Here is a 25,547-nt window from a genome sequence, read left to right as displayed (position 1 = left end):
ATTGATGTTTTATGATTTAGCTCGCCGTTTTATGTTTACCCGTGATGCGGAGTGGGCGCATGAGTTTGCACTTAATAATCTTCGTCGTTTTACCAATACACCTTTAAATTTAGCTTGGTCGCAAAATATTTCTGATCAGCCAGTCGATTTTTTGGGTCTGAAATTTAAAAACCCTGTAGGGCTAGCAGCTGGCCTTGATAAAAATGCGGAATGTATTGATGCATTTAGCCAAATGGGCTTTGGTTTTATTGAAGTTGGCACTATTACGCCGCGTGCTCAAGCGGGTAATGATAAACCTCGTATTTTTAGGTTGCCAGAATCAAACGCTATTATTAACCGCATGGGTTTTAATAATAAAGGCGTTGATAACTTAGTCGCAAATGTAAAAGCAGCAAAATACAGTGGCATACTCGGTATTAATATTGGTAAAAATAAAGATACGCCAAATGAACAAGGTAAAGATGACTATATTCATTGTATGCGTAAAGTGTTTGAGCATGCCTCATATATTACGGTAAATATTTCATCACCAAATACACCTGGCTTGCGTGATTTGCAATATGGCGCTGCACTTGATGATTTACTGCAAAGTCTTAAAAACGAACAGTTAGATTTAGTTGCAAAGCACAATAAACAAGTGCCTATGCTTGTAAAAATTGCACCGGATCTAGATCAAATTCAAATTCAACAAGTAAGTGAATCACTTTTAAATAATAAAATCGATGGTGTAATTGCCACCAATACCACGCTTGAGCGAGCTGCAGTTATGGGCCAGCAATATGCAGAAGAAGCCGGCGGTTTATCAGGTCACCCTGTTAGAATGCGTTCTACAGAGGTAGTGAGTGAATTGAAACGCTTAACACAAGGTAAATTACCAATCATCGGAGTAGGCGGAATAGATGATGCGCAATCAGCAAAAGAAAAGTTCGATGCAGGCGCAAATTTAGTCCAGGTTTATACTGGGTTCATCTACAAAGGTCCACAATTGGTAAGGTCGATCGTTAACGGCTTATAAGGATCAGTTATCTAAGCTTTTGATCGTTCGATAAATGTTCTAAGCAAGCATTTTAAAAGTGGTCAAAAGCTGTTATACTGTGAGCAATAATTATTCAACATACCCAAGGAGGAGTAAATGTTACAAGCATCAAAGCAATGGCAGTGGATTACTTGTCCTAATAAAAATCGTTTGTTACTTGATTTAAATGACGACATGCAATTATGTACGCCCTATAAGTTAAGACAACTCACCGATTCTGTTTTTAAAAATCCACGTTTTAGTTTAGAAGATGCTGCATTTTATGAACAAGTTTATAACTATTTAGATGGGTTTGAATTGTGGTCTGCTGCTCAAATTTGTCAAATATCGCTAAATGCGACTGCTGTTAAGTATCACTTAAAACCCGTTTTATCAAAAAGCTGGTTTTTTGAAGAGTACACTGGAACAGAGCCTAGTGTAGAAGCAATAGTTAAATTAATATCTAAAGCGCAGACTGGCGATTTTTTAATTGTAGAGCATTGCCCTGATGCATCTATTTGCTTAAATTTAAGCGAAACCTTTAAATTAGACGAAAATTTATCTTTAGCACAATTTGAAGTAATCCGTATTTTGAATAATCGAGTCCACCCCATCCTAAACCAGCAATATCAAAGTCAAACCGCCTAACCAAATTTAAGTTTTTAAGCGTGTCTTTATGGCGTGTTTGTCGCCCAACCTATGTTATAATCCTGCGCAATTAGCTATTAAGGGTTATTACTTTGCAATTTATCGCACTTACTTCTATCGGAATCGAAAATTTATTGGTTGATGAACTAACAGAACTTGGCGCAACTGTGTCTAAGCAAACTGTTGGTTCTGTTCGTTTTGAGGCTGACTCATTACTGGCGCAAAAGGTTTGTTTATCAAGTCGTTTTGCAACGCGTGTGCTTATGCTTATTGAAGAAAAAGAAGGCGTAGATGACAAGAATAGCCTGTATAATTTTGCTCGCTCGCAACCTTGGCAAGAGTGGTTTGGACCAACTCAAACATTCGCTGTCGATTTCAACGGTACCAATGACTCATTAAAAAACACACAATTTTCGGGTCTTGTAATAAAAGATGCGATTGTTGACTACTTTAATGATTTATACGAGCAGCGTCCTAACGTTGATAAGCAAGATGCAAATGTGCGTGTTGTTGCGCGATTAAATCGTTACGGCGTTTCTATGTATATTGATTATTCGGGCCCTCGTTTGTCTGAACGTGGTTACCGTCAAGGTCAAGGTAAAGCACCAATTAAAGAACATTTAGCTGCTGCATTAATTAAACGAAGTGGTTGGCTTGATAATGTAAAACAACCTTTATTCGATCCATGTTGTGGTGCAGGTACTATTTTAATCGAAGCGGCTGGCATGGCGCGAAACGAGGCGCCGGGATTATTTCGTGAAGGCTTTGCTTTTGAGCGTTTACCCAGTTTTAGAGCCGCTAAGTTTAAAGAACTTAAAGAAGAGTTACTTGCTAACATTACCGATCCTAAATTGTGGTTAATTGGCCACGATTACGATGAGCAAGTTTTAAATAAAGCGATTGATAATGCCAAACGTGCTGAGCTTGACGATGTTATTAAGTTTAAGCAAAGTGATGCCACTAAACTTACTGCTGTTGCAAAATTACCGGGTGTTGTAATTTCAAACTTACCTTACGGTGAGCGTATTGGTTCTATGGCTGAGCTTGTTGATTTACACCGTAATTTAGGTGTTGGCTTTAAAAAGCACTTTAATCATTGGAAACTTGCCTTACTAGGTATGGACGAGAGCTTATTTAAACTTTTAAAACTTGTGCGCCTTAAGCGTTATAAGTTTAAAAATGGACCACTTGATGTTGAACTTAACTTATATCAATTAGATGATAAGCAAGTAAGTTTGACTACCGATGATAAAAAAGCGCTTAATTTTGAGGGCTCTACGTCATTCGCAAATAGATTGAAAAAGAATAAGCAAGGCTTAAAAAACTGGCTTAAACAAAATAAAGTAGACGCTTATCGTGTTTATGAAGCGGATATCCCTGAGTACAATGTTGCTGTAGATATTTACGGTGATTCTGCGGTTATTTTTGAATATGCAGCGCCTAAAGAAATTGATGAAAAAACATCAGAAAAACGCCTGCAAGACGTAATAACGTTGACTTCGCAACAACTTGATATCTCACCTGAAAATATTGCTGTAAAAGTGCGTAAAAAGCAAAAGGGCGAAGAGCAGTATACGGCCATGTCTAAACAAAACCGCACTATGGTAGTTGAAGAGTTTGGTGCTAAGTTTAAAGTTAATTTATTTGACTACTTAGACACAGGTTTGTTTTTAGATCACCGTTTAATGCGTCGTTATATTCAAGAAAATGCGAAAGATAAACGCTTTTTAAACTTGTTTGCATACACAGGTACTGCCTCTGTGCATGCTGCACTTGGTGGCGCTAAAGCAATTACAACAGTTGATTTATCTAAAACCTATTTGAAATGGGGCCAAGATAACTTCGATTTAAACAATATCAGTAATACACGTTACCGTTTTGAACAAGCAGATTGTTTAAAGTGGTTAGAGCATGCGACAGCACAATATGATTTGATATTTTTAGACCCTCCAACGTTCTCAAACTCAAAACGTATGAAAGACGCGTTTGATGTGCAAAGTGATCACATTAAATTATTAACGTGGGTTAAAAAGATCTTAAGTCCATCAGGTACTTTGATTTTCTCTAATAACAAACGTGGTTTTGTAATGGATGAAGTTGGCCTGATTGGTTTAGGTTTAAAAGCCGTTAATATCTCAGATAAAACGCTATCACCAGACTTCAAACGTAATAAAAAAATCCATAATAGCTGGCTAATTACGCATGGCTAAATGGATTTTATATCATACTGATGGTTGCCACTTGTGCGAACAGGCTGAGCAACTTATCACTGATGTACTAAATGACAACAGTGAGTTATTACTAATCGATATTATGACTGATGAGCAGCTTATTGCTGAGTATCAAATTACTATTCCTGTATTAAAAAGTGAAAAAGGCGAGAAATTATATTGGCCTTTTACTTTACACTCTGTGCGCGAATTTTTAGCACAAGCAGAATAAGAGCAAATAAGAACTATGGATTTAATAAGAATTTTAAAAGCACAACTTGCTTTTGGTACACATGCTTTGCTTAACAAAGCAGACGCTGTTATAGAAAGTGGCGAAAGAGTGTGTGTAGTTGGTCGAAATGGCGCGGGTAAGTCAACGTTATTAAAAGTGCTAGATGGACAAGTTGTTTTAGATGACGGTGAGATAAATCAGCTTGGTGGCATTCGAATTTCTCGTTTAGAGCAAGATCCACCAAAAGGTGCAAGCGGAACTGTATTTGATTACGTTGCGCAGGGTATGCCGGAAATTGCTAACTTACTCATTGATTTTCATCATGTTAGCAACGAACTGCAAACACAATGTACTGATAAGTTATTAAATAAACTTGAACGTTTATCAAACCAACTTGAAGCCGCTGATGGTTGGCGTTTTGATAGCCGAATTCAATTAGTTTTGACACAATTAGAATTAACACCAGAGGCTAAGCTTGAGTCTCTTTCTGGTGGCTGGTTACGTAAAGTAGCACTTGCGCGTGCACTTGTAAGTGAGCCTGACTTATTATTACTAGATGAGCCAACAAACCATTTAGATATGGCAAGTGTAATGTGGCTCGAACAGTTTTTAAAAGAATTTAAAGGCGGCATTGTATTTATATCGCATGACCGTGCGTTTATTCGCGCTGTCGCTACGCGTATTTTAGATTTAGATCGCGGTAAACTTATTTCGTACCCAGGTGATTACGCGACTTATCTAGAGCAAAAAGCGCATGATTTAAAAGTAGAAGAAGCGCAAAATGCATTGTTTGATAAGCGTTTAGCTGAAGAAGAAACGTGGATTCGCCAAGGTGTTAAAGCGCGAAGAACGCGTAACGAAGGGCGTGTTCGAGAGCTAAAACAGCTACGTAATGAGCGCAAGCAACGTGTTGATCAAGTTGGAAAAACTGACTTTAATATTGAAACAGCTGATCGCTCAGGTAAGTTGGTATTTGAAGCTAAGAACCTTTGCCATGCATTTAAAGACAAAGTTATTGCTGATGATTTTTCGACACTTGTAATGCGTGGCGACAGAATCGGCTTAGTAGGCCCAAATGGTATTGGTAAAACAACACTATTAAAACTAATGTTTGGTGATTTAGAACCTGATAGTGGTATTACTAAGCAAGGTGTTAATTTAGAGTTTGCTTACTTTGACCAATACCGTGAAAAACTTGACGAAGAAGCAACTGTTCAAGATAACGTTGCCGAAGGTAAACAAGAAGTGATGATGGGCGGTCGTTCACGCCATGTTTTAGGTTACCTGCAAGACTTTTTATTCCCTCCAGCTCGCGCTCGAACCCCGGTTAAAGCACTCTCTGGTGGTGAAAAAAATAGACTGCTATTAGCTAAACTGTTTTTAAAACCATCTAATATACTTGTTCTCGATGAGCCAACGAATGACTTGGACATTGAAACGTTAGAGTTACTAGAGGACATTATTAATCAATATCAAGGTACAGTGCTGATTGTAAGCCATGACCGAGAATTTATTGATAATACATGTTCTAGTGTATGGGCATTTGAAGGCAATGGTAAAGTAACAGATATCGTCGGTGGTTATAGCGACTATGAAGCTTATGTAGGTTACTTAGCTGAACAAGAAAAAAAAATTCAGCAACAACCAGTAAAAAAAGTGGAAAAAGTAGCCGCTCCAGCTGCAAAACCAGCAGCTAAGACAAATAAACTCTCTTACAAATTAAAACTTGAATTAGAGCAACTACCGAATAAAATGGAAAAACTAGAAGCTGAAATTGAAGCTCAACAAGCTGTAGTGAGTGACGTAAACTTTTTTAAACAAGAGAGTGATGTAACAACTAAAGCATTGAACCATTTAGCACAACTTGAGTCTGACCTTGAAGCTGCCCTTGAGCGCTGGGAAGAACTTGAAGAATTACAGAATCAGTAGTAAGGACTAAAATGAAATATAAATTACTCGCTGCCAGTATTTTAGCGACATTAAGCACTTCAGCAACAAGTGCGACGTACCAGTTAAGTGAATTAGGGACTCTTGAAGACGCTAAATATTCTTATGTAACAGATGTAAGCGAAAGCGGGCATATTATTGGTTTCGCAAATGGTTTATACAATTTACCTATTGATACCAGCTATATAGATTTTACTGAAAATGTTATTGAAAGTGCTTACGACAGCACAGAAGCAGCATATGAATTAAGTGATAAAGAAATTACTTTCACACTTGATGACATTGAAAATAATGATGCCGTAAGCACTAATCCTGATGCTCATGCTTTTATGGTTAGTTTTTTGGCAAATTCGAATTTAGGAATTCCGTCTAACTTTGAATATCAAAAAATGAGTTCTTTAGTTGGGATTAAATTTAACGAATCAGAGATTACTGAACAACCGATTTTTGATATAGCTTCTGTTGATTATGATGGATTAACTCGTTCTACTGTCAATCTTTTAAATGCAGTAAGTGAAGATGGCGTTACAGTCGGTTGGGGAAGCGCTCCATACGATAAAGTATCTTTTACACCTGATGGTGAAGATGATGCAGAAACGTGGTTTACTCATGAATTTATAGAACGTGGAATTGTAATAAGCGCTGATGGCAGTGTAAGTGTTGAGTTAGAGCCTGAGTTTAATGAATACGGTGGCACAAGCCGCGCTAACGATATTGTTAAAACTAACAGTGGTTATACCGTTGTAGGTAATATGTCTACAAGCATTCCAGATGACAGACAAGATAATATTGATGATAACTGTGATAATGAAGACGAACCTACGTCAGTATGTATCAACTTGTTAAATTCAAATATTACACGAGGCTTATTTAATAAGCGCGCTGTTAAATGGGAACTTGATGAATCACTTAATATCACGTCTGTTGAAGAGCTTGGTATGGCACTGACACCTGATGAAGGTGAAGCGGAAGATGATGCATTTACAAGTACTGCTTTAGCAGTGAACAGCAACGGGACAATTGTAGGTTCATCGAATACACGTTATTACAAAAATGACGATACAATTCTTACAATGCCAGTTTATTTTAAAGACGGTGCGGTTGTTGATTTTATTAATCAAGAAGATGACTGGCAGTCTGGTAAATCAATTGCTATTAATGATAACGATGTAATTACAGGTTATGCAACTAAACGTATTGAAGGTACTCTTCGTAATAAATTCTTTTACCATGATATAGCAACGGGTAGTACGGTTTTCCCTACTGATTACTTTTCAAGCTCAAGTTCTTACGGTAACGATATAAACAACCAAGGTTATATTGTAGGTGAAGGGGAAGTGGGTGTTTCTGATAGCTCGCGACTCAAAGAGGCCTTTATTTACAAAATTGGTGAAGACAAAATCACTAATCTAAACGATTTACTGCCTTGTTATGACACCGACGGTGAAACTGATTACGCTTATACTATGGTTGAAGCGACTGCTATCAACGAAAATAATGAAATATTTGGTACTGCGACTAAAACAGTTGAAAAGCTTGATTCATTAGGCGGTGTAGTAACTGATATTAATGGTGAAATTGAATATGAGAGTATTGCAATAGCAGTTAAACTAACGCCAATTGCAAATGGTGAAGTAGAAAGCTGTGCTCCAGTAGAAGCTGAAGTTTATGAGCGTAACTCTGCTAGCTTCCCTTGGTATACATTATTGTTATTACCACTGGTTGGCTTAAGGCGTGTATTTCGCTTTTAAAGTTTATTGATTATAAAAAAACCAACTTGATAAAGTTGGTTTTTTTTCGTCTATAATATTTTATTAGATTAGAATTGCAGCGATTATTTAGCTTTAACGCCACTAATTATTTCGTGATAACCATGCTTTTTTCACAGAGCGGCGCCAAATTATATCAATACCAAAATATCCTATAATTGATGCAATAGAAGCACATACTAATGAACCTAATAAAAATGCAGGACCAATTGTTTCTATACTTTCTAAAAACCAAGACCAACTTGCTTCAAATACAAAGTGTTGTTCTGGCTGATTAAGTATTAACGTACCCACTAAGTATGAGCCATAAAAGATAGGTGGCATGGTTAATGGATTCGTAAGCCATACTAAAGCAACTGATATGGGTAAATTAACCCTAAATAATATAGCACCTGCTGCGGCTAAAACCATTTGAAAAGGAACAGGGATGAAAGCAAAAAATAACCCAACCGCGAAGGCCCCTCGAGCTGAACGTCTATTTAAATGCCAAAGATTTGCGTCTTGCAAAAGTCGTCCAAATATTTTTAGTGATTTATGATGTCTAATTTTATTTGGATCAGGTAAAAATCTTTGGATCGTTTTTTTAGCCATTTAAAGCAACCATTTACATCAGTGTGGATAAGTCTTGGGTTTGTAATTGGCTGTGTAGCAACCGTGTTTTATTATCAAACTCTCGAATTTACAGTCTTCACAATTTTCATTGTAATAGTGAGCGCTTATTTTAAGCCGTTTTTAAACGTATTGTTAGGCTTTATTTGTGCAATTTGCTTTGTTGGTATGCATTTTTACCTTTTTTATAGTTTTGAAATACCAAAACCGAACGAAAAGTATGCACTTGATTCTACATTGGTTGTTGAAGAGGTTATTTCTGATAAAAAACCTCAGTATATCAAAGCCAAAATAGTGGCATTAGACGGGAGTAGTTTTTCGAATTTTAGAGCACCCAAAGCAATGCTCAGTGTTAATTCTGCACAGCCTTTTACAGTCGGGGATGAATTCTCTGCATTAATCCATTTAAAATATTTTCGCAGTAATAAAAATTTTAATGTGTTTGATACTGAACGTTATGCATTTATAAATAGAATATTATTTAAAGGAAAAGTTCTCAATAAAGAGCTTAATATAATACACAGCGATAAACAAAGCATCGTACTAGATTATCAAAACTTCATTAAAAATACCTATACAAATACAAGATTGCAGTGGCTCTATTATGCATTACTCAGTGGTGATAAATCGTTAATGAGCTATACAGATAAACAATTAATGCAATCACTTGGGTTAAGTCATTTACTAGCTATATCGGGCTTACATATTGGTTTGATTTTTAGCTTTGGTTATTTATTCATTCGATTTATCTGTACGAAAATAAACTTTTCAATTGGTCAATCATTTAACCTTACACTTTACTACAGTTCGTTCGGTTTTATAGCTGCATTAGTTTACGTATATTTAAGTGACTTTTTAGTATCAGCAACGCGAGCGCTAATTATGCTGGGTTGTTATTTGTTACTTTATTTTCTTGCTAAACAGCCGCTGCGTTGGCGTAGTATTTTATTTGCCTTGGTAATAGTGCTTGCTGTTAACCCATTTAATTTACTTAATCCAGGTCTGTATTTTTCATTTTTAGCGGTCGCTATAATTTTTACTGTTATTAATAAATTACCAATATTAAATACACGAATAAAAAACAAAATTATTGCGTTATTTGTTATTCAAGTAGCATTGTTTATCGGTTTATTACCACTTTCACTTTATTTTTTTAATGGCGTAAGTATTGCGGGCCTAGTGATTAACTTAATTGCGATACCGTTTCTTTCCATCATTATTTTGCCATTTTTGATTGTTTTTACATTACTGAGTACTTTTATAGATATAGGTAATTTAATACATTTGTTTGATACAGGGTTATATGCGTTATTTAAATTACTTTATGAAATACCCGAGTCGTTAAGATGGCTGACAACAGGACGAATCGAGTTAATATTCGTCATTTTTACCTATATTACTATGTTGATGATTTACTTCCTCCCCTATAAATTGCTCTCTTTTATTCCTTTAACAGTACTATTATTGAATAATCTTCTAAAAGAAAAGCCTAACTGGCAACTTCATGTGTTTGATGTTGGGCATGGTCTCATGGCATTAATTGAAAAAGATAACCAAGTGCTTATCTATGATTTTGGTCCAAGTTATTTTAATCGTTTTAGCCGTACGCGAAGTATTTTATTGCCTTATATAAAAGCAAATAATTTCACAGTAAAAACAGCGATTCTAAGTCATGAAGACAGCGATCACGCTGGAGGAATACAGCATTTTATTGAAGCTGGATTTGGGGAAACACTAAAGCAATTTCATCCTGAAAATACACTTAATGTGTGTGAAGTTCAAAATGTTGATTTTGTTGGTTTAAGAGTAGAAAGCTTTAGCACTAGAGGCTATGGGAATGAAAACGACGATTCATGCGTTGTTAGAGTATCGAGTAATACTCATAGTGTGTTATTTACAGGTGATATATCAAAATCCCGTGAAGCTTCTTTATTAGCGAATAATACACCGTTGAAAAGTACAGTCATGTTAAGCCCGCATCATGGCAGTGATACATCCTCAAGTGTTAATTTTATTAGTGATGTAGCTCCTAAAGTTGTGATTCATTCAAGTGCTTATAAAGGACAGTGGGAATTTCCCAAGCCAGTTGTTGTCGAGCGTTACAAAGCAATAAGCGCCGAGCAATTTACAACAGGCGTTGAAGGACAAATTAGTATTAAATTCTACTCAAACAATTTGGTCATAGAAACAGCAAGAGGGCAGGAAAGTTATTGGTTTATCAAAGATTGACGTTTAGTTTTATCTCATCGAAGGATACAATACAGGGAGTTACTGTATTTAGAGAGTGTTATGGATCAAAGTACTGCACAAATTTATAAACGTCTTGTCTCGTATGTTGGCGCATACAAAAGCGTCGCTTTTATCGCAATTGTTGGGATGATAGGCTATTCAGCAATGGATGCTTTATTCATTCAATTAATGAAGCCGTTTATTGATCAAGGTTTAAACCAGCGAAATACAGAAGTTTTAAAGTACGCTCCTTTTGTCGTTATCGCGTTAGTACTAGGGCGTGGTGTTTTTAACTTTATGTCTTCGTACTGTTTAAGTTATGTGGGCTCTCAAGTTGTACGCTCTTTACGCCAAGAGTTATTTGAGCACATATTGCATTTACCCGTTTCTTTTCATGACAAAAACTCAACAGGCGATTTAATTTCAAAAATCACTTTTGACACAGAGCAAGTTCAACAAGCAATTACTAAAGCGTTACTTATTGTTGTACGTGAAGGGGCCTTTGTTGTCTTTTTACTTGGTGTAATGTTTTATACCAGTTGGAAGCTCTCACTTATATTTTTAGTCATCATCCCTCTCGTTGCCATTATTGTAGCAGTTGTATCGAAACGTTTTCGCCATATTTCTAAAAGTATCCAATCAGCTATGGGGCAGGTTACACGTAGCTCTGAACAAATGCTTAGCGGACATAAAGTTATTCATGGATTTGGCGGACAAGACCAAGAAATAAACCATTTCTCAAAGATTAATAATCATAACCGCCAGCAGCGCATTAAAATGGATGCGACAAAAGCTTTAAGTGTATCAATTATTCAAATATTAGCTGCCAGTGCCATGGCTGTTATTTTATGGGCTGTATCTCTTCCATCAATGATTGATACGATTACCTCTGGTGACTTCATGGCATTAATTGCCTCAATGATGATGCTATTGCGACCGCTAAAACAACTCGCTAATGTTAATAGTGATATGCAGCGTGGTATCTCTGCTGCACAAAGTATATTTTTAGTTTTAGATGAAGAAATGGAAAAAGATACTGGCACCGTTTCAGTCGATAAAGTTAAAGGGTTAATTGAAGTTAAAAATGTAACTTTTAAGTACCCAACAAAAGATGAAGCCGTATTAAACGATTTGTCGCTAACGATTAAAGCGGGTGAAAGTATTGCCTTAGTAGGGCGCTCAGGCTCGGGTAAATCAACAATTTCTAATTTATTACCACGCTACTATGACCTAGAGTTACCGAGTGAAATATTACTTGATGGTATAGCCCTGCAGGATTATAAATTAACAGATTTGCGTCGCCAGTTTGCTTTAGTGTCTCAGCAGGTCGTGTTATTTAACGATACGATTGCTAACAATATTTGTTATGGCATAAAGCATGATGTGTCTGAGAAAGAATTAGAGCAAGTTGCTAAACAAGCGCATGTTTGGGAGTTTGTTAAAGACCTGCCAGAGCAATTAAACACCATGGTAGGTGAAAATGGTGTAATGCTCTCCGGCGGTCAACGTCAGCGTATAGCGATAGCACGTGCAATATTAAAAGACGCACCTATTTTGATTTTAGACGAGGCAACATCAGCACTTGATACCGAATCTGAAAAGCTTATTCAGCAAGCATTAGAAACGCTAATGAAAGATAAAACCTCAATTGTTATTGCGCATCGCTTATCTACAATCGAAAACAGTGACCGAATCTATGTTATTGATAATGGTCGTGTAATAGAAAGTGGCGATCACAATAGCTTATTAGCAAATGACGGTACTTATTCAGCCCTTTGTAAAATGCAGTTTGGTGATCAGGCGTGAGTAAAATAGAACAAAGCTGGTATAAACCATTTGGTCTAATTACTTTACTGTTATTACCATTAAGTGCTTTGTTTTGGGTTGTATCGTCATTTCGAAAATACTTATACAGCGCTAAAATACTTAAACCTTTTGAGTGCAAAACGCCTGTAATTGTAGTTGGCAATATAAGTGTTGGCGGTAATGGTAAAACGCCTTTTGTTTTGTGGCTGTATGGTCATTTAACACAGCAAGGTTTATCAGTGGGAATTATTAGTAGAGGATATGGTGGGCAATCAAAAAATTACCCGCTGTTAGTTACTGAGCTTGTAGATGCTCAGCAGGCTGGAGATGAGCCCGTACTTTTATACCATCGTTTAAAGTGCCCAATAGCGGTTGGGCCTAATAGACAACACAATATCGATTTATTAGAAAATAATTATACACTCGATGTTATTATTTCTGATGATGGAATGCAGCATTATAAAATGCCTCGTAGCATTGAGTGTTGTATTGTTGATAGTGAGCGTCGTTTTGGTAATGGCTTTGTTATGCCAGCAGGGCCACTTCGTGAAACAACTAAACGTTTGCAAAGTGTTGATATAGTAATTGAAAATGGTGGTGAGGCTAATAATAGCTACACATTACAAGTAAGTAATCTTCGCTTAGTTAACTCAAGCGATTATGCAAAAAGTAACGTAAGTGAAGCACATGCAATAAGTGCAATTGGGAACCCTAAACGGTTTGAAAACTCATTAGAAGCACAAGATATTACGTTATTATCGACTCATCATTTTAGAGATCATTATGCTTATACAGTAGATGATTTTGCCCAATTTGGTGATGATTGCATTATAATGACCGAAAAAGATGCCGTTAAATGTAAGTCCTTTGCAAAGCCTAATTGGTATTATTTACCAGTAGATGCACAACCTACCGATAGCGTAATAAACAAATTAAATTCAATATTAAAAGAAAAAGGAATACTCAATGGCCTTTGATACAAAATTACTCGAGATAATTGCGTGCCCTGTTTGTAAGGGAAAATTACGCTTTGACAGAGAAAACAACGAACTAATTAGCACAGCAGCTAAGCTTGCTTATCCTGTTCAAGATGATATTCCAGTATTACTTGAAAATGAAGCACGTGAGTTATCTTTAGAAGAGGTTGAAAAGTGGAATTCGTAGTTGTAATTCCTGCTCGTTTTGCATCGACCCGACTACCAGGTAAACCGCTTGCTGATATTTGTGGCAAGCCAATGGTTCAACACGTTTACGAAAAAGCATGTTTATCAGGTGCTAGTAAAGTAGTTATAGCAACCGATCATCAAAAAGTATTTGATGCAGTAAGTATGTTTACTAATGATGTAGTAATGACGCGTGAAGATCACCAGTCGGGTACTGAACGATTAGCTGAAGTGGTTGATTTCCTTAAACTTGATAGCAATACAATTGTGGTTAATGTACAAGGCGATGAGCCACTACTTGCACCAGAAAACGTATCCCAAGTTGCTGCACTATTAAGTGATTCAACAGCACCAATGGCAACGTTAAGTGTTGCTATTGAAGAACGTGATGAAGTATTTAATCCTAATGCCGTTAAAGTGGTTAGCGATATAAATAAAAATGCCCTGTATTTCTCTCGTGCAAGTATACCGTTTGATAGAAATACGATGATGGATGATAGCACTGCCCTTAATTTAGCCCCGTTTCAACGCCATGTAGGTATTTATGCGTACAGAGCGGGTTTTATTAAACAATATATAGAGCTGAGTGTATCACCACTAGAATTACTTGAATCACTTGAGCAGTTACGTGTTTTGTATCACGGTTATAAAATTAAAATAGAACAAGCTCAAATAGCCCCTCATGCAGGTGTAGATACGCCTGATGACTTAGCTAAAGTGATAGCGCATATTAAAAGTAAAAACGTGTGAGTGAGCAAGTAAGTAAGATATTAAAAGTTGTTTATACACATAACGACTTTTATATTTTAGAAAAGCCAGCGGGTCTTAATTTTCATTCTGAAGAGGGACCTGGCTTTGTTGTTTTAGCCGAACAACAATTATCGCAAAAGCTTTATGCCGTTCATCGTTTAGATAAAGTGACATCAGGGCTGATTATTTTAGCGCGAAACAAAGCCGCTGCGGCCACCTTTACTGTTATGTTTACTGAGCATGCAATTGCTAAATTTTATTTAGCGATTAGTGATGCTAAACCAAAAAAGAAGCAGGGGTGGATAAAAGGCGATATGGTTAAGTCTCGCCGTGGCTCGTTTAAGTTACTAACGAGTACACTTAACCCTGCAATCACCCGATTCTATTCTCTGAGTTATAAGCCAGGGTTTAGAGGGTATATTTTAAAGCCTTACTCTGGTAAAACACATCAACTAAGAGTGGCACTAAAAAGTGTGGGTGCAGCTATTTTAGGCGATGCAATGTATTCAGGCTCGCTATCAAATCGTACCTATTTACATGCATATGCATTGAGCTTTTTATGGCAAAGTGAACAAATACAGCTAACTTTATTACCCGATAATGGTGATGAGTATTTGGCGTTAATTAAACATCAAGATTTTCAAGCATGGCAATCACCATGGCAACTGGATTGGTAAATGAGCGAAAAAGTTACAGATATACGTTTTGGTGGTATTAAACGTTTATATGGTCATCAACAGTTTGATTGGCTTCAAGAAGCACATTTTTGTGTAGTAGGTATTGGTGGTGTAGGAAGTTGGACAGCAGAAGCACTTGCACGTACTGGTGTTGGTAAAATAACACTTATAGATTTGGATGATATTTGCGCCACTAACGTCAATAGACAAATTCACGCGTTAACGGGCACTATTGGTCAAGCTAAAGTCGATGCAATGAAAGCGCGCTGCGAGCTCATTAACCCAGAATGCCAAATTAGTGTAATAGATGATTTTATTACACTTGATAATATTCAAGAGCATATTCAAGGTTTTGATTATGTGATTGATTGTATTGATGCGGTTAAAGAAAAGGCGGCATTAATAGCGCATTGTAAACGTAATAAACTCCCTATAATTACAACCGGTGGTGCTGGCGGGCAAACTGATCCTAGCCAAATAACTTTTGGTGATGTAGCTAAAACTACGCAAGACCCATTACTTGCAAAGGTGCGCTATATTTTGCGCAAGCAATATAATTTTAGTAATAATCCTAAACGTAAGTTTAATATTGATTGTGTTTATTCAACAGAGCAATTGGTTTACCCAGGAAGCGATGGCAGCGTATGTCATGCTAAGCAAAGTGCTGATGGCACGATGAATATGGACTGTAATAATGGTTTTGGCTCTGTGACTATGATCACAGGAAGCTTTGGTTTTTTTGTTGCTGCTAAAGCTGTACGTAAATACCTAGATAAAAAACAACGCTCGCAAGCCTAGGATCTGCCTTGCCTAAATACCAAACAGACTGCTGCAATTTAACTTTGAAAGATCAACAGACCTTGGTTAACTAAGCTTGTGTTGTGCCATGGTTTGAATTTTTTCAACCATGGCTTTAATACCATTACCACGTGATGCGCTTAAGTGGCTGATAAGGCCTAGCTTTTCAAATTCTTCATACGCATTTTTATTCACTACCTGTTCTGGTGTGAGCCCGTTATAAAGCGCTAAAATAATAGCTAATAATCCTTTTACTATACGAGTATCAGAGTCACCTATTACAACAAGTGTATTTTCGGTTAAGTCAAATTCAACGAACATCCATACTTTGCTTTCACAACCAGAGACAAGTGCGTCATCAGTTTTTAAAACATCAGCTAAAGCCGGTAATGTTTTTCCTAAAAGCATTATTTCACGATATTTTTGCTGCCAAGCAGGTGCATTTTTTATAGATTCTGTGACTTTGTTAAACGTATTTGTCATGAGTTATCCTAATTAATTCTATTAAACTGGCGTTCAATCTAATAAAGCGATACATTTTTTTAGTGAATCAATGAATATATCTACATCTTTGTAGGTATTATAAAAAGAAAAACTCGCTCTTAACGTTCCATTAAGCCCTAAATGTGTCATTAACGGTTGCGTACAATGGTGTCCGCTTCTGACTGCAACCCCATATCCGTCAAGTAAAGTTGCCAAATCATAAGGATGTTCATCTTTAAAATTAAAACAGAGTGTACCAATATTGTCAGATAGGTTGCTGAATATGGTAATGCCATCCACCTTTACCAATTTTTGTGCCGCGTAACTAAACAATTCTTGTTCATATTGCTGTATTTGCACGTGATCCAATTCATTTAAATAATCTAAAGCGGCACCAAAGCCTAAAACTCCAGAAATATTTGGTGTGCCAGTTTCAAATTTTGCAGGCGCAGGGCGATAAGTGCTATGAGTTAAGTAAACTTTATCGATCATTTCACCGCCGGATTGGTAAATATCTAGCGTATTTAGCTCTTCATATTGGCCATAAAGTACACCTAAGCCTGTTGGACCAAGCATTTTATGGCTTGAGCAGACATAAAAGTCACAGTTTAATTCACGTAAATCGGGTTTTAAATGCAGTGCACCTTGGGCTCCGTCCACTAAAACAAGCGAATTCACCTCTTTTGCAGCTACAATTAGTGGCTTTAAATCAGTGATATTACCCAGTGTGTTCGATGCTTGTGTAATAGCTAATAAGGCAGGTTTTGTTTCTTTTATAAATTCACAGCATTGTTGGGTGTTTAGCGTGCCGTTATTATTTAGCGGCAGAGAGACTAATTTAGCTCCCGTCTGTTGGCTTACTAGTTGCCAAGGCACTATGTTTGCGTGATGCTCAAGCGGAGATATTATTATGGTATGACTTTCATCTAAGCGCTTTTTTAAGCCGTTAGCGACCAAATTTATGGCTTCTGTAGCACCTTTAGTCCATACAATCTCTTTACTTAAGACATTAAAAAACCTTGCAGTTTTATCCCGAACTTGTTCATAAGAATAAGTGGCCTGTTCGCTAAGTGTATGGCGTCCACGGTGTACATTTGCATTTTGAGACGTATAAAACTCAGTAATTGTATCTATAACTGATTGAGGCTTTTGTGAGGTTGCTGCTGAGTCTAAATAAACAAGCGGGCAGCCGTTTATTGTTTGATTTAATGTCGGGAAGTCTTTTCTAATTTTATTTATATCAAACTTTAAAGTAGGCATAGCTCATCTACATAGTGTTTTTAAGGCAGGGATTGTAATCGGTTTATGATAATTCTCAAGTGCTGTTAATAAAAAAGGCCGCAAAATGCGGCCTTTTAAACTAACCAGCGCTAATTAACGCTTGTCAGTTGATACGTAGTCACGTTGAGTGTAACCAGTATACATTTGGCGAGGACGGCTGATCTTATGACCAGGTTGAGATAGCATCTCATCCCAGTGAGTGATCCAACCAACAGTACGTGCCATTGCAAAAATTACAGTGAACATGCTTGTTGGAATACCAATCGCTTTTAAGATAATACCAGAGTAGAAATCTACGTTAGGGTATAGTTTCTTCTCTACAAAGTACGGGTCTTCAAGGGCAATTTGCTCAAGCTTCATAGCAATATCAAGAAGTGGATCTTGGATATTTAGCTCAGCTAAAACTTCATGACACGTTTGACGCATTACTGTAGCACGTGGGTCGAAGTTTTTGTAAACGCGGTGACCAAAGCCCATAAGGCGGAATGGGTCAGCTTTGTCTTTAGCTTTAGCAACGTATTCATCAATACGGTCCACAGAGCCAATCTCTTCTAACATGTTTAAACATGCTTCGTTAGCGCCGCCGTGAGCAGGTCCCCATAAAGAAGCAATACCAGCTGCAATACATGCATACGGGTTAGCACCTGATGAACCAGCAAGACGCACTGTTGAAGTCGATGCATTTTGCTCATGATCTGCATGAAGCATAAAGATTTTATCCATAGCTTTAGCAGTTACAGGGTTAACTTTATATTCTTCAGCAGGTACAGAGAACATCATGTGTAAGAAGTTTTCTGCGTAGCTTAAATCGTTACGTGGGTATACAAACGGTTGGCCAATGTTTGTTTTATAAGCCATTGCAGCAATAGTTGGTAACTTAGCAACTAGCTTAACTGCACTTGTTTTACGTTGTTCTGCATCAGTAATATCAAGGTCTTCATGATAAAAAGATGATAATGCACCCACTACGCCACAAAGCATTGCCATTGGGTGAGCGTCAAAGCGGAAACCTTGGAAAAAGTTAGCAATCTTCTCGTCAAGCATAGTGCTTGTAGTGATTTCATTCTTAAAAACTTCATATTGTTCTTTAGAAGGTAACTCACCATTTAAAAGTAAGTAGCAAAGCTCAATATAGTTAGAATCTTCAGCTAATTGCTCAATTGGGTAACCACGGTGAAGTAGTACACCTTTACCACCATCAATATAGGTGATTGCAGATTCACAAGAACCAGTCGACATGAAACCTGGGTCATAAGTAAAGTGACCATGTGAACCTAACGTACGTACGTCGATTACATCTTGGCCAGCAGTGCCTTGATAAATTGGAAGTTCGATTGGATCTAGTCCATCAATATGGACTGTGGCTTTTTTATCTGCCATCGCTATGTATCTCCTATTAAGATATCTATTCTGATTTTTAGATTTTAAAGTTCTGAAATCTGTTTTAAGCACATCTTCGCATTTTAACGTGAAAGAGGGGGTTAAAGTCAATTTTTATAAACATTATGCATATATGTATAATAAATATTCGGTATTAATTAAATATAATACTATTGGCTAATTCGCAAACATCTCTAAATAAACAAGAATTGTAAAAAGTCCTGTGGGTATATATACTAACGGTGGTTTTAAACCGTATTGTATTTGGGTAAACATATTCTTAACAGCTTAAAATTTACTGTTTTGTGAACTTTAACTATTTTGATACGTTTATTCTGATAGTTCCATCAGTAATATTTGGTGGGTTTTTAGAAAAACAAGTAGATGAGCTCCACTGTGAGCAAAGATGGGCAAGTAACTGTGAAAAAGCAAAGACCTGTAAATCTAGATCTAACAACTATATCTATGCCGGCAACGGCTAAAGCTTCAATTTTTCACCGCGTCACCGGTGTTGCATTGTTTTTTGCTTTAACGTTTGTCATTTGGGCTTGGTCTGAGTCTCTCTCTTCAGCTGAAGGTTTTGAATTCGTCAAGGGTCTGTTTAACGGATTCATTGCCAAATTTATAGCTTGGGGCACTGTTTCTGTATTAGGTTATCACCTTATTGGTGGCATCCGTCATATGATTATGGATATGGGACATTGGGAAGAACTTGAATCAGGTAACCTCAGCGCTAAAGTATCAATGGCTCTTGGTGTTGTGTTTGCCGTATTGGCAGGGGTGTGGATATGGTTTTAAATCAAGCAACTCTAAAACGTGATGGTGTACAAGATTTCGTATCTTTACGTACCACGGCATTAATAATCAGCGCGTACGCGATTTTTATTATCGGCTATTTTTTAGCGACGCCAGAAGTCACTTTCGAAGCCTGGACAGGCCTCTTCTCTAACCTAGCAATGAAAGGGTTTACTTTAATTACCCTTATTTGCATTATGGTTCATACCCGCATTGGCCTTTGGCAAGTTCTTACAGACTATGTTAAGTGTTCGAAGTTGCGTGCTGTTTTAGGTTTTGTTTTAAACCTAATGGCCGTTGCTTACGTAGCTATTGGTCTAATCGTATTATGGGGTGTTTAAGTGAAATATTCTGTTCGTGAATTTGACGCCGTAGTAATTGGTGCAGGTGGTGCTGGTATGCGCGCTGCTTTAGCAATTACAGAATCTGGCAAAACGTGTGCATTAATATCTAAAGTATTTCCAACGCGCTCACACACTGTATCTGCTCAAGGTGGTATTACAGTAGCGCTTGGTAATTCACACGAAGACAACTGGGAATGGCATATGTACGATACCGTTAAAGGTTCCGATTTTATCGGCGACCAAGACGCTATTGAATACATGTGTCAAACTGGCCCAGAAGCTATTACTGAATTAGAAAACATGGGACTACCATTTTCTCGTTTTGAAAATGGCCGTGTTTACCAACGTCCTTTCGGTGGTCAATCGAAAAACTTTGGTGGTGAACAAGCCGCACGTACTGCTGCTGCTGCTGACCGTACTGGTCATGCTTTACTTCATCTTCTATATCAACAAAACGTTAAAAACAAAACAAATGTATTCTCTGAGTGGTATGCACTTGACTTAGTTAAAAACGACAATGGCGATGTAGTAGGGTGTACAGCAATTGAGATTGAAACAGGTGAAATCACTTTCTTCAAATCTAAAGCAGTTGTATTAGCCACTGGTGGTGCAGGTCGTATATTCGCATCAACAACAAATGCTCACATTAACACCGGCGACGGTGTTGGTATGGCAACACGCGCTGGTATTTCTATGCAAGACATGGAAATGTGGCAGTTCCACCCAACGGGTATTGCAGGTGCTGGTACGCTAGTAACTGAAGGTTGTCGTGGTGAAGGCGGTTATCTTTTAAATAAAGATGGCGAGCGCTTCATGGAACGTTACGCACCAAACGCAAAAGACTTAGCGTCTCGCGATGTTGTTGCGCGTTCAATGATGACTGAAATCCGTGAAGGTCGTGGTTGTGATGGTCCTTGGGGTCCTCATATCAAGCTGAAACTTGACCATTTAGGTGAAGAAACGCTTAACCTACGTCTTCCTGGCGTATGTGACCTAGCTAAAACTTTCGCTCACGTTGATCCAGCTAAAGAACCAATTCCAGTAATTCCTACTTGTCATTATATGATGGGTGGTGTTCCTACTAACGTAAATGGACAAGCACTACAAATCGATGCTCAAGGCAACGAAAAAGTAGTTGAAGGTTTATTTGCTGTTGGTGAGATTGCATGTGTATCTGTACACGGTGCAAACCGCTTAGGTGGTAACTCATTACTAGATTTAGTTGTATTTGGCCGTGCTGCTGGTAACTTCTTAGGTAAATACCTTAAAGATGTTGAAGTGTCAAAAGCGGCTTCAGAGTCAGATTTAGAAGCGTCTCTTGCACGTTACAACCGTTGGGAAAATTCAACGGCTGGCCAAGGTGAAGATCCAGTTCAAATCAAAAAAGATCTACAGCAATGTATGCAGCTTAACTTCTCGGTATTCCGTGAAGGCGATTCAATGGCTTCAGGTCTTCAAGAACTTAAAGAAATTCGTGAACGTCTGCAACATGCTCGTCTTGATGATAAATCATCAGACTTCAATACGCAGCGTATCGAATGTCTTGAACTAGATAACTTAATGGAAACAGCTTACTCAACTGCAGTAGCTGCAAACTTCCGTACAGAAAGCCGTGGTGCACATTCTCGCTTTGACTACCCAGATCGTGATGACGAAAACTGGTTATGTCACTCAGTATTCAATCCTGTAACGGATGAAATGAGTAAGCGTGATGTAAACTATGCGCCTAAAACGCGTGAAGCTTTCCCACCTAAAGCACGTGTTTACTAGGAGATAGACGATGGCACAAGTACAATTTTCAGTTTATCGTTATAATCCAGATGTTGACAACGCTCCTCGTATGCAAGAATACACCTTGCAAACAGAGGAAGGTCACGACATGATGGTGTTAGATGCACTTATTCTTTTAAAAGAACAAGATCCTACACTATCTTTTCGTCGTTCATGCCGTGAAGGTGTGTGTGGATCTGATGGTGTTAACATGAATGGTAAAAATGGTTTAGCATGTATTACTCCTTTATCTACGCTACAAAAAAATGGCAAAGGTAAAATTGTAGTACGTCCGTTACCAGGCTTACCTGTGGTTCGTGACCTTGTTATTGACATGAGTCAGTTCTACACTCAGTACGAAAAAGTTAAACCTTATTTAATTAATGATCAGCCTGCAGCAGGCGAGCGTCTTCAATCTATTGAAGAACGTGATAAATTAGATGGGCTATATGAGTGTATTTTGTGTGCATGTTGTTCGACATCGTGTCCTTCGTTCTGGTGGAATCCAGACAAGTTCATTGGTCCAGCAGGCCTTCTTCACGCTTACCGTTTCTTAGCTGATAGCCGAGATACAGCAACTGAAGAACGTTTAGCGGATTTAGACGATGCGTTCAGTGTGTTCCGTTGCCACAGTATCATGAACTGTGTTAGCGTTTGTCCTAAGGGTCTTAACCCGACTAAAGCAATTGGGCAAATCAAATCTATGTTATTAAACCGAGCGGTTTGATTACTTAGTAAACGTAAGATGGCTAATACAGATTATTAGCCATCTTGTTATGATAACTATTAATTTCTGCGCTAAAGAAAAGGGCTTATAAATGCACGAAGGTGTGATGAAGGCATGGCTAGAATCTTCACATTTAAACGGCGGCAACGTTGCTTATGTAGAAGAGCTTTATGAAGCGTATTTAGACGATGCGACTTCTGTGCCAGATGAATGGCGAGAAGTGTTCGAACAATTACCTAAAGTTGATGGTGTGGATGTTGAAGTAAAACATTCAGAAGTTCGAACGCAGTTTGCACAGCTTGCAAAAAACAAGCATAGAGAAGTAGTGGTAGCAGAGGGTAGTGGCGGTGACCTTAAACAGGTTAAAGTTCTACAACTTATTAATGCTTTCCGTTTTCGTGGACACCAAAATGCAAACCTAGATCCATTAGGTATTTGGCAACGAGAGCGTGTACGAGATTTAGAGCTAGAGTACCACGACTTATCTTCAAGTGATTTTGACCGCGAGTTTAACGTAGGATCGTTTGCCGTAGGCCGCGATACTATGCCTTTAGGTGAACTATACCAAGCACTAAAAACTACATATTGTGGTTCAATTGGCGCTGAGTATATGCACATCACATCAACAGAGGAAAAGCGTTGGTTACAACAGCGTTTAGAATCTGTCCAGTCTAGGCCAAAATTCGAAAAAGACGAAAAGCTGCGTATCCTAAAAGGATTAACTGCTGCTGACGGACTTGAAAAATATTTAGGGGCTAAGTTCCCAGGTGCTAAGCGTTTCTCACTTGAAGGTGGCGATGCGTTAGTTCCAATGTTAAAAGAGCTTATTCACCGCGCTGGTGAAAGCGGCCAACAAGAAGCTGTTATTGGTATGGCTCACCGTGGTCGTTTAAATGTTCTTGTAAATGTACTTGGTAAAAATCCATCAGAGTTATTTGATGAGTTTGCTGGTAAACATAAAGAAACATTAAGTTCTGGCGATGTTAAATACCACATGGGTTATTCATCTGACTTTGCTACTAAAGGTGGCAATGTTCATATGGCGCTTGCGTTTAACCCGTCTCATCTTGAAATTGTAAACCCAGTTGTTATGGGCTCAGTACGTGCTCGTCTTGACCGCTTAGGTGACAGTTCTGGTATTAAAGCTTTACCAATTACAATTCATGGTGATTCTGCGGTTACAGGCCAAGGTGTTGTACAAGAAACGTTTAACTTATCACAAACTAACGCGTTTAGTTGTGGTGGTAGTATTCGTATTGTTGTAAATAACCAAGTTGGTTTTACTACATCTAAACAAGACGATGTACGCTCTACAGATTACTGTACTGACATTGCTAAAATGGTTCAGTCACCTATCTTCCATGTTAACTCTGATGACCCTGAAGCAGTTGCATTTGTTACTCAAATTGCACTTGATTTCAGAAACCAGTTTAAACGTGACGTAGTAATCGATTTAGTATGTTACCGTCGCCATGGTCACAATGAAGCTGATGAGCCTAATGCAACTCAGCCTGTTATGTACCAAAAAATTAAAAAGCACCCAGTTCCACGTTTAATTTACGCAGATCAACTTATAGCTGAAGGCTCTTTTTCTGAACAAGAAATAAAAGCACTTGCTGATGAGTACCGTAATGCATTAGACGAAGGCAACTGTGTTGTTTCAGAAATACAACCAGAGACATCACATTCTTCAGATTGGGCAAAGTATGTTGGCCATGAATGGGATGTTGATTACGATGCCAGCGTACCTGTTGAAGAGCTCAAAGCACTCGGTGAGAAAATCGCTTCTTACCCAGAGCAATATAAAGCACAGTCACGCGTTAAAAAGATTTACGATGATCGTAAATTAATGGCTTCTGGTGAGAAACCTCTAGATTGGGGTATGGCAGAAACACTTGCTTATGCAACAATCGCAACTGAAGGCACTGACATTCGTTTAACTGGTCAGGATTCAGGGCGTGGTACATTCTTCCATCGTCATGCTGTTGTTCACAGTCAATCAGACGGCGCTACTTATACACCTCTACAGCACTTAAGCGAAGATCAAGGTACTTTTGAAGTATTTGACTCTGTTTTATCTGAAGAAGCTGTTGTTGCTTTTGAATACGGTTATGCAACTGCAGAGCCTACTTCATTAGTACTTTGGGAAGCACAGTTTGGTGATTTCGCCAACGGTGCACAAGTTGTATTTGACCAATTCCTAAGTTCTGGTGAGCAAAAATGGGGCCGTTTATGTGGTCTTACAATTTTGTTACCACATGGCTATGAAGGACAAGGTCCAGAGCATAGTTCAGCTCGCTTAGAGCGTTTCCTACAACTATGTGCTGATCACAACATGCAAGTATGTGTTCCATCTACTCCTGCACAAGTTTACGCTATGCTTCGTCGTCAATCAGTTCGACCACTACGTCGTCCGTTGATTGTTATGACGCCTAAGTCGTTGCTTCGTCATCCTCTTGCAACTTCATCGCTTGAAGAGCTATCGCATGGTGTTTTCCATAATATGATCGACGAAGTTGATGATATTAACCCTGAGAAAGTTGAACGCGTTGTATTTTGTAGTGGTAAAGTTTATTACGAACTATTACAAGAGCGTCGTAAGCTAGAGCAAGATAATATTGCTATTGTTCGTGTTGAGCAGTTATATCCGTTCCCACATGACGAAATGCAAACAATTATGGAGCGTTACCAACACGTAACTGATTTTGTATGGTGTCAAGAAGAGCCACAAAACCAAGGCGCATGGTACTGTTCACAACATCACTTTATTGATGCAATCCCACAAGGTGCTAAATTAAAATATGCAGGACGTAAAGCGTCTGCATCACCAGCGTGTGGTTACATGTCAGTACATACTAAAGAACAACAAGCGCTCGTTGCCGACGCGCTTACTATAGAAAATAAAGGATAAGCA

22 protein-coding genes are annotated in these 25,547 nt (G+C 38.1%); 18 read left to right on the top strand and 4 right to left on the bottom strand.

Annotated elements, in window-relative coordinates; all coding sequences use genetic code 11:
* The first annotated feature begins 4 nt into the window (after positions 1–4).
* The 6 genes from pyrD (at position 5) to JG479_RS08425 (ending at position 7,803) form a co-directional block, all read left to right on the top strand.
* Positions 5–1,015: a quinone-dependent dihydroorotate dehydrogenase gene (gene pyrD / locus JG479_RS08450; protein WP_200218655.1), complete on the top strand. Its 1,011-nt coding sequence runs from the start codon at positions 5–7 to the stop codon at positions 1,013–1,015.
* Positions 1,016–1,132: 117 nt separating this feature from the next.
* Positions 1,133–1,663, top strand: coding sequence for a cell division protein ZapC (locus JG479_RS08445; RefSeq protein ID WP_002961896.1), 531 nt, complete (start codon positions 1,133–1,135; stop codon positions 1,661–1,663).
* Between the two features lie 92 nt (positions 1,664–1,755).
* Positions 1,756–3,873 carry a bifunctional 23S rRNA (guanine(2069)-N(7))-methyltransferase RlmK/23S rRNA (guanine(2445)-N(2))-methyltransferase RlmL gene (gene rlmKL, locus JG479_RS08440; protein ID WP_138489126.1) on the top strand — a complete coding sequence of 706 codons (2,118 nt, stop codon included), beginning with the start codon at positions 1,756–1,758 and terminating at the stop codon, positions 3,871–3,873.
* Positions 3,866–4,105: a glutaredoxin family protein gene (locus JG479_RS08435; RefSeq protein ID WP_002961779.1), complete on the top strand. Its 240-nt coding sequence runs from the start codon at positions 3,866–3,868 to the stop codon at positions 4,103–4,105. Before rlmKL ends, JG479_RS08435 begins: the two co-directional genes overlap by 8 nt.
* A 15-nt stretch (positions 4,106–4,120) precedes the next feature.
* Positions 4,121–6,034, top strand: coding sequence for an ATP-binding cassette ATPase Uup (gene uup, locus JG479_RS08430; RefSeq protein WP_200218652.1), 1,914 nt, complete (start codon positions 4,121–4,123; stop codon positions 6,032–6,034).
* 11 nt (positions 6,035–6,045) lie between these two features.
* Positions 6,046–7,803 carry a DUF3466 family protein gene (locus tag JG479_RS08425; RefSeq protein ID WP_182695654.1) on the top strand — a complete coding sequence of 586 codons (1,758 nt, stop codon included), beginning with the start codon at positions 6,046–6,048 and terminating at the stop codon, positions 7,801–7,803.
* 102 nt (positions 7,804–7,905) lie between these two features.
* Here the strand turns inward: JG479_RS08425 and JG479_RS08420 are convergent, their stop codons facing one another.
* Positions 7,906–8,412, bottom strand: coding sequence for a DUF2062 domain-containing protein (locus tag JG479_RS08420; RefSeq protein ID WP_024595571.1), 507 nt, complete (start codon positions 8,410–8,412; stop codon positions 7,906–7,908).
* Between JG479_RS08420 and JG479_RS08415 the strand changes: the two genes are divergently transcribed.
* The 7 genes from JG479_RS08415 to tcdA are packed head-to-tail and all read left to right on the top strand — an operon-like array spanning position 8,392 to position 15,853.
* Complete coding sequence (locus JG479_RS08415) at positions 8,392–10,659, top strand: DNA internalization-related competence protein ComEC/Rec2 (protein WP_200218650.1); 2,268 nt, start codon at positions 8,392–8,394, stop codon at positions 10,657–10,659. The two genes, JG479_RS08420 and JG479_RS08415, sit on opposite strands and share 21 nt — an antisense overlap.
* A gap of 60 nt (positions 10,660–10,719) precedes the next feature.
* Complete coding sequence (msbA, locus tag JG479_RS08410) at positions 10,720–12,465, top strand: lipid A export permease/ATP-binding protein MsbA (RefSeq protein ID WP_138489121.1); 1,746 nt, start codon at positions 10,720–10,722, stop codon at positions 12,463–12,465.
* Positions 12,462–13,442, top strand: a complete 981-nt coding sequence (gene lpxK, locus JG479_RS08405; RefSeq protein ID WP_154903048.1) for a tetraacyldisaccharide 4'-kinase — start codon at positions 12,462–12,464, stop codon at positions 13,440–13,442. Before msbA ends, lpxK begins: the two co-directional genes overlap by 4 nt.
* Entirely contained in the window at positions 13,432–13,629 is a 198-nt protein-coding gene (locus tag JG479_RS08400) for a Trm112 family protein (protein WP_002961789.1), read from the top strand. Before lpxK ends, JG479_RS08400 begins: the two co-directional genes overlap by 11 nt.
* Complete coding sequence (kdsB, locus tag JG479_RS08395) at positions 13,617–14,378, top strand: 3-deoxy-manno-octulosonate cytidylyltransferase (protein WP_165743201.1); 762 nt, start codon at positions 13,617–13,619, stop codon at positions 14,376–14,378. The genes JG479_RS08400 and kdsB overlap by 13 nt, the downstream gene beginning before the upstream one ends.
* Positions 14,375–15,055 (top strand): TIGR01621 family pseudouridine synthase, encoded by a 681-nt coding sequence (locus JG479_RS08390; protein ID WP_200218648.1) that lies wholly within the window; start codon positions 14,375–14,377, stop codon positions 15,053–15,055. The genes kdsB and JG479_RS08390 overlap by 4 nt, the downstream gene beginning before the upstream one ends.
* Positions 15,056–15,853 carry a tRNA cyclic N6-threonylcarbamoyladenosine(37) synthase TcdA gene (tcdA, locus tag JG479_RS08385; RefSeq protein WP_002961793.1) on the top strand — a complete coding sequence of 266 codons (798 nt, stop codon included), beginning with the start codon at positions 15,056–15,058 and terminating at the stop codon, positions 15,851–15,853.
* Between the two features lie 66 nt (positions 15,854–15,919).
* Here the strand turns inward: tcdA and JG479_RS08380 are convergent, their stop codons facing one another.
* From JG479_RS08380 to JG479_RS08370, 3 genes are all read right to left on the bottom strand, one after another.
* Positions 15,920–16,336, bottom strand: coding sequence for a SufE family protein (locus tag JG479_RS08380; protein WP_002961794.1), 417 nt, complete (start codon positions 16,334–16,336; stop codon positions 15,920–15,922).
* A 33-nt stretch (positions 16,337–16,369) separates the two neighbouring features.
* The gene (locus JG479_RS08375; protein WP_182752034.1) at positions 16,370–17,596 is read right to left on the bottom strand and encodes a SufS family cysteine desulfurase; all 1,227 of its coding nucleotides are present in this window, start codon (positions 17,594–17,596) and stop codon (positions 16,370–16,372) included.
* Between the two features lie 114 nt (positions 17,597–17,710).
* Positions 17,711–18,997 carry a citrate synthase gene (locus JG479_RS08370; protein WP_002961796.1) on the bottom strand — a complete coding sequence of 429 codons (1,287 nt, stop codon included), beginning with the start codon at positions 18,995–18,997 and terminating at the stop codon, positions 17,711–17,713.
* Between the two features lie 420 nt (positions 18,998–19,417).
* Between JG479_RS08370 and sdhC the strand changes: the two genes are divergently transcribed.
* The 5 genes from sdhC to sucA all read left to right on the top strand — a co-directional run bounded on the left by sdhC (position 19,418) and on the right by sucA (position 25,544).
* On the top strand, positions 19,418–19,795 hold the full coding sequence (gene sdhC, locus JG479_RS08365) for a succinate dehydrogenase, cytochrome b556 subunit (protein ID WP_122975019.1): 378 nt from the start codon (positions 19,418–19,420) through the stop codon (positions 19,793–19,795).
* Positions 19,786–20,133, top strand: a complete 348-nt coding sequence (gene sdhD, locus JG479_RS08360) for a succinate dehydrogenase, hydrophobic membrane anchor protein (RefSeq protein ID WP_002961798.1) — start codon at positions 19,786–19,788, stop codon at positions 20,131–20,133. The genes sdhC and sdhD overlap by 10 nt, the downstream gene beginning before the upstream one ends.
* The gene (gene sdhA, locus JG479_RS08355) at positions 20,134–21,906 is read left to right on the top strand and encodes a succinate dehydrogenase flavoprotein subunit (protein ID WP_002961801.1); all 1,773 of its coding nucleotides are present in this window, start codon (positions 20,134–20,136) and stop codon (positions 21,904–21,906) included.
* A 10-nt stretch (positions 21,907–21,916) separates the two neighbouring features.
* Entirely contained in the window at positions 21,917–22,633 is a 717-nt protein-coding gene (locus tag JG479_RS08350; RefSeq protein WP_002961804.1) for a succinate dehydrogenase iron-sulfur subunit, read from the top strand.
* A 91-nt stretch (positions 22,634–22,724) separates the two neighbouring features.
* The gene (sucA, locus tag JG479_RS08345) at positions 22,725–25,544 is read left to right on the top strand and encodes a 2-oxoglutarate dehydrogenase E1 component (RefSeq protein ID WP_033021680.1); all 2,820 of its coding nucleotides are present in this window, start codon (positions 22,725–22,727) and stop codon (positions 25,542–25,544) included.
* Positions 25,545–25,547: the final 3 nt, after the last annotated feature.

The sequence above is a fragment of the Pseudoalteromonas sp. LC2018020214 genome (genome assembly GCF_016598755.1).
Lineage (GTDB): Bacteria > Pseudomonadota > Gammaproteobacteria > Enterobacterales > Alteromonadaceae > Pseudoalteromonas > Pseudoalteromonas distincta.
The sequence above is the reverse complement of the archived record's forward strand: the minus strand, read 5'-3'. Positions and strand labels throughout refer to the sequence as shown.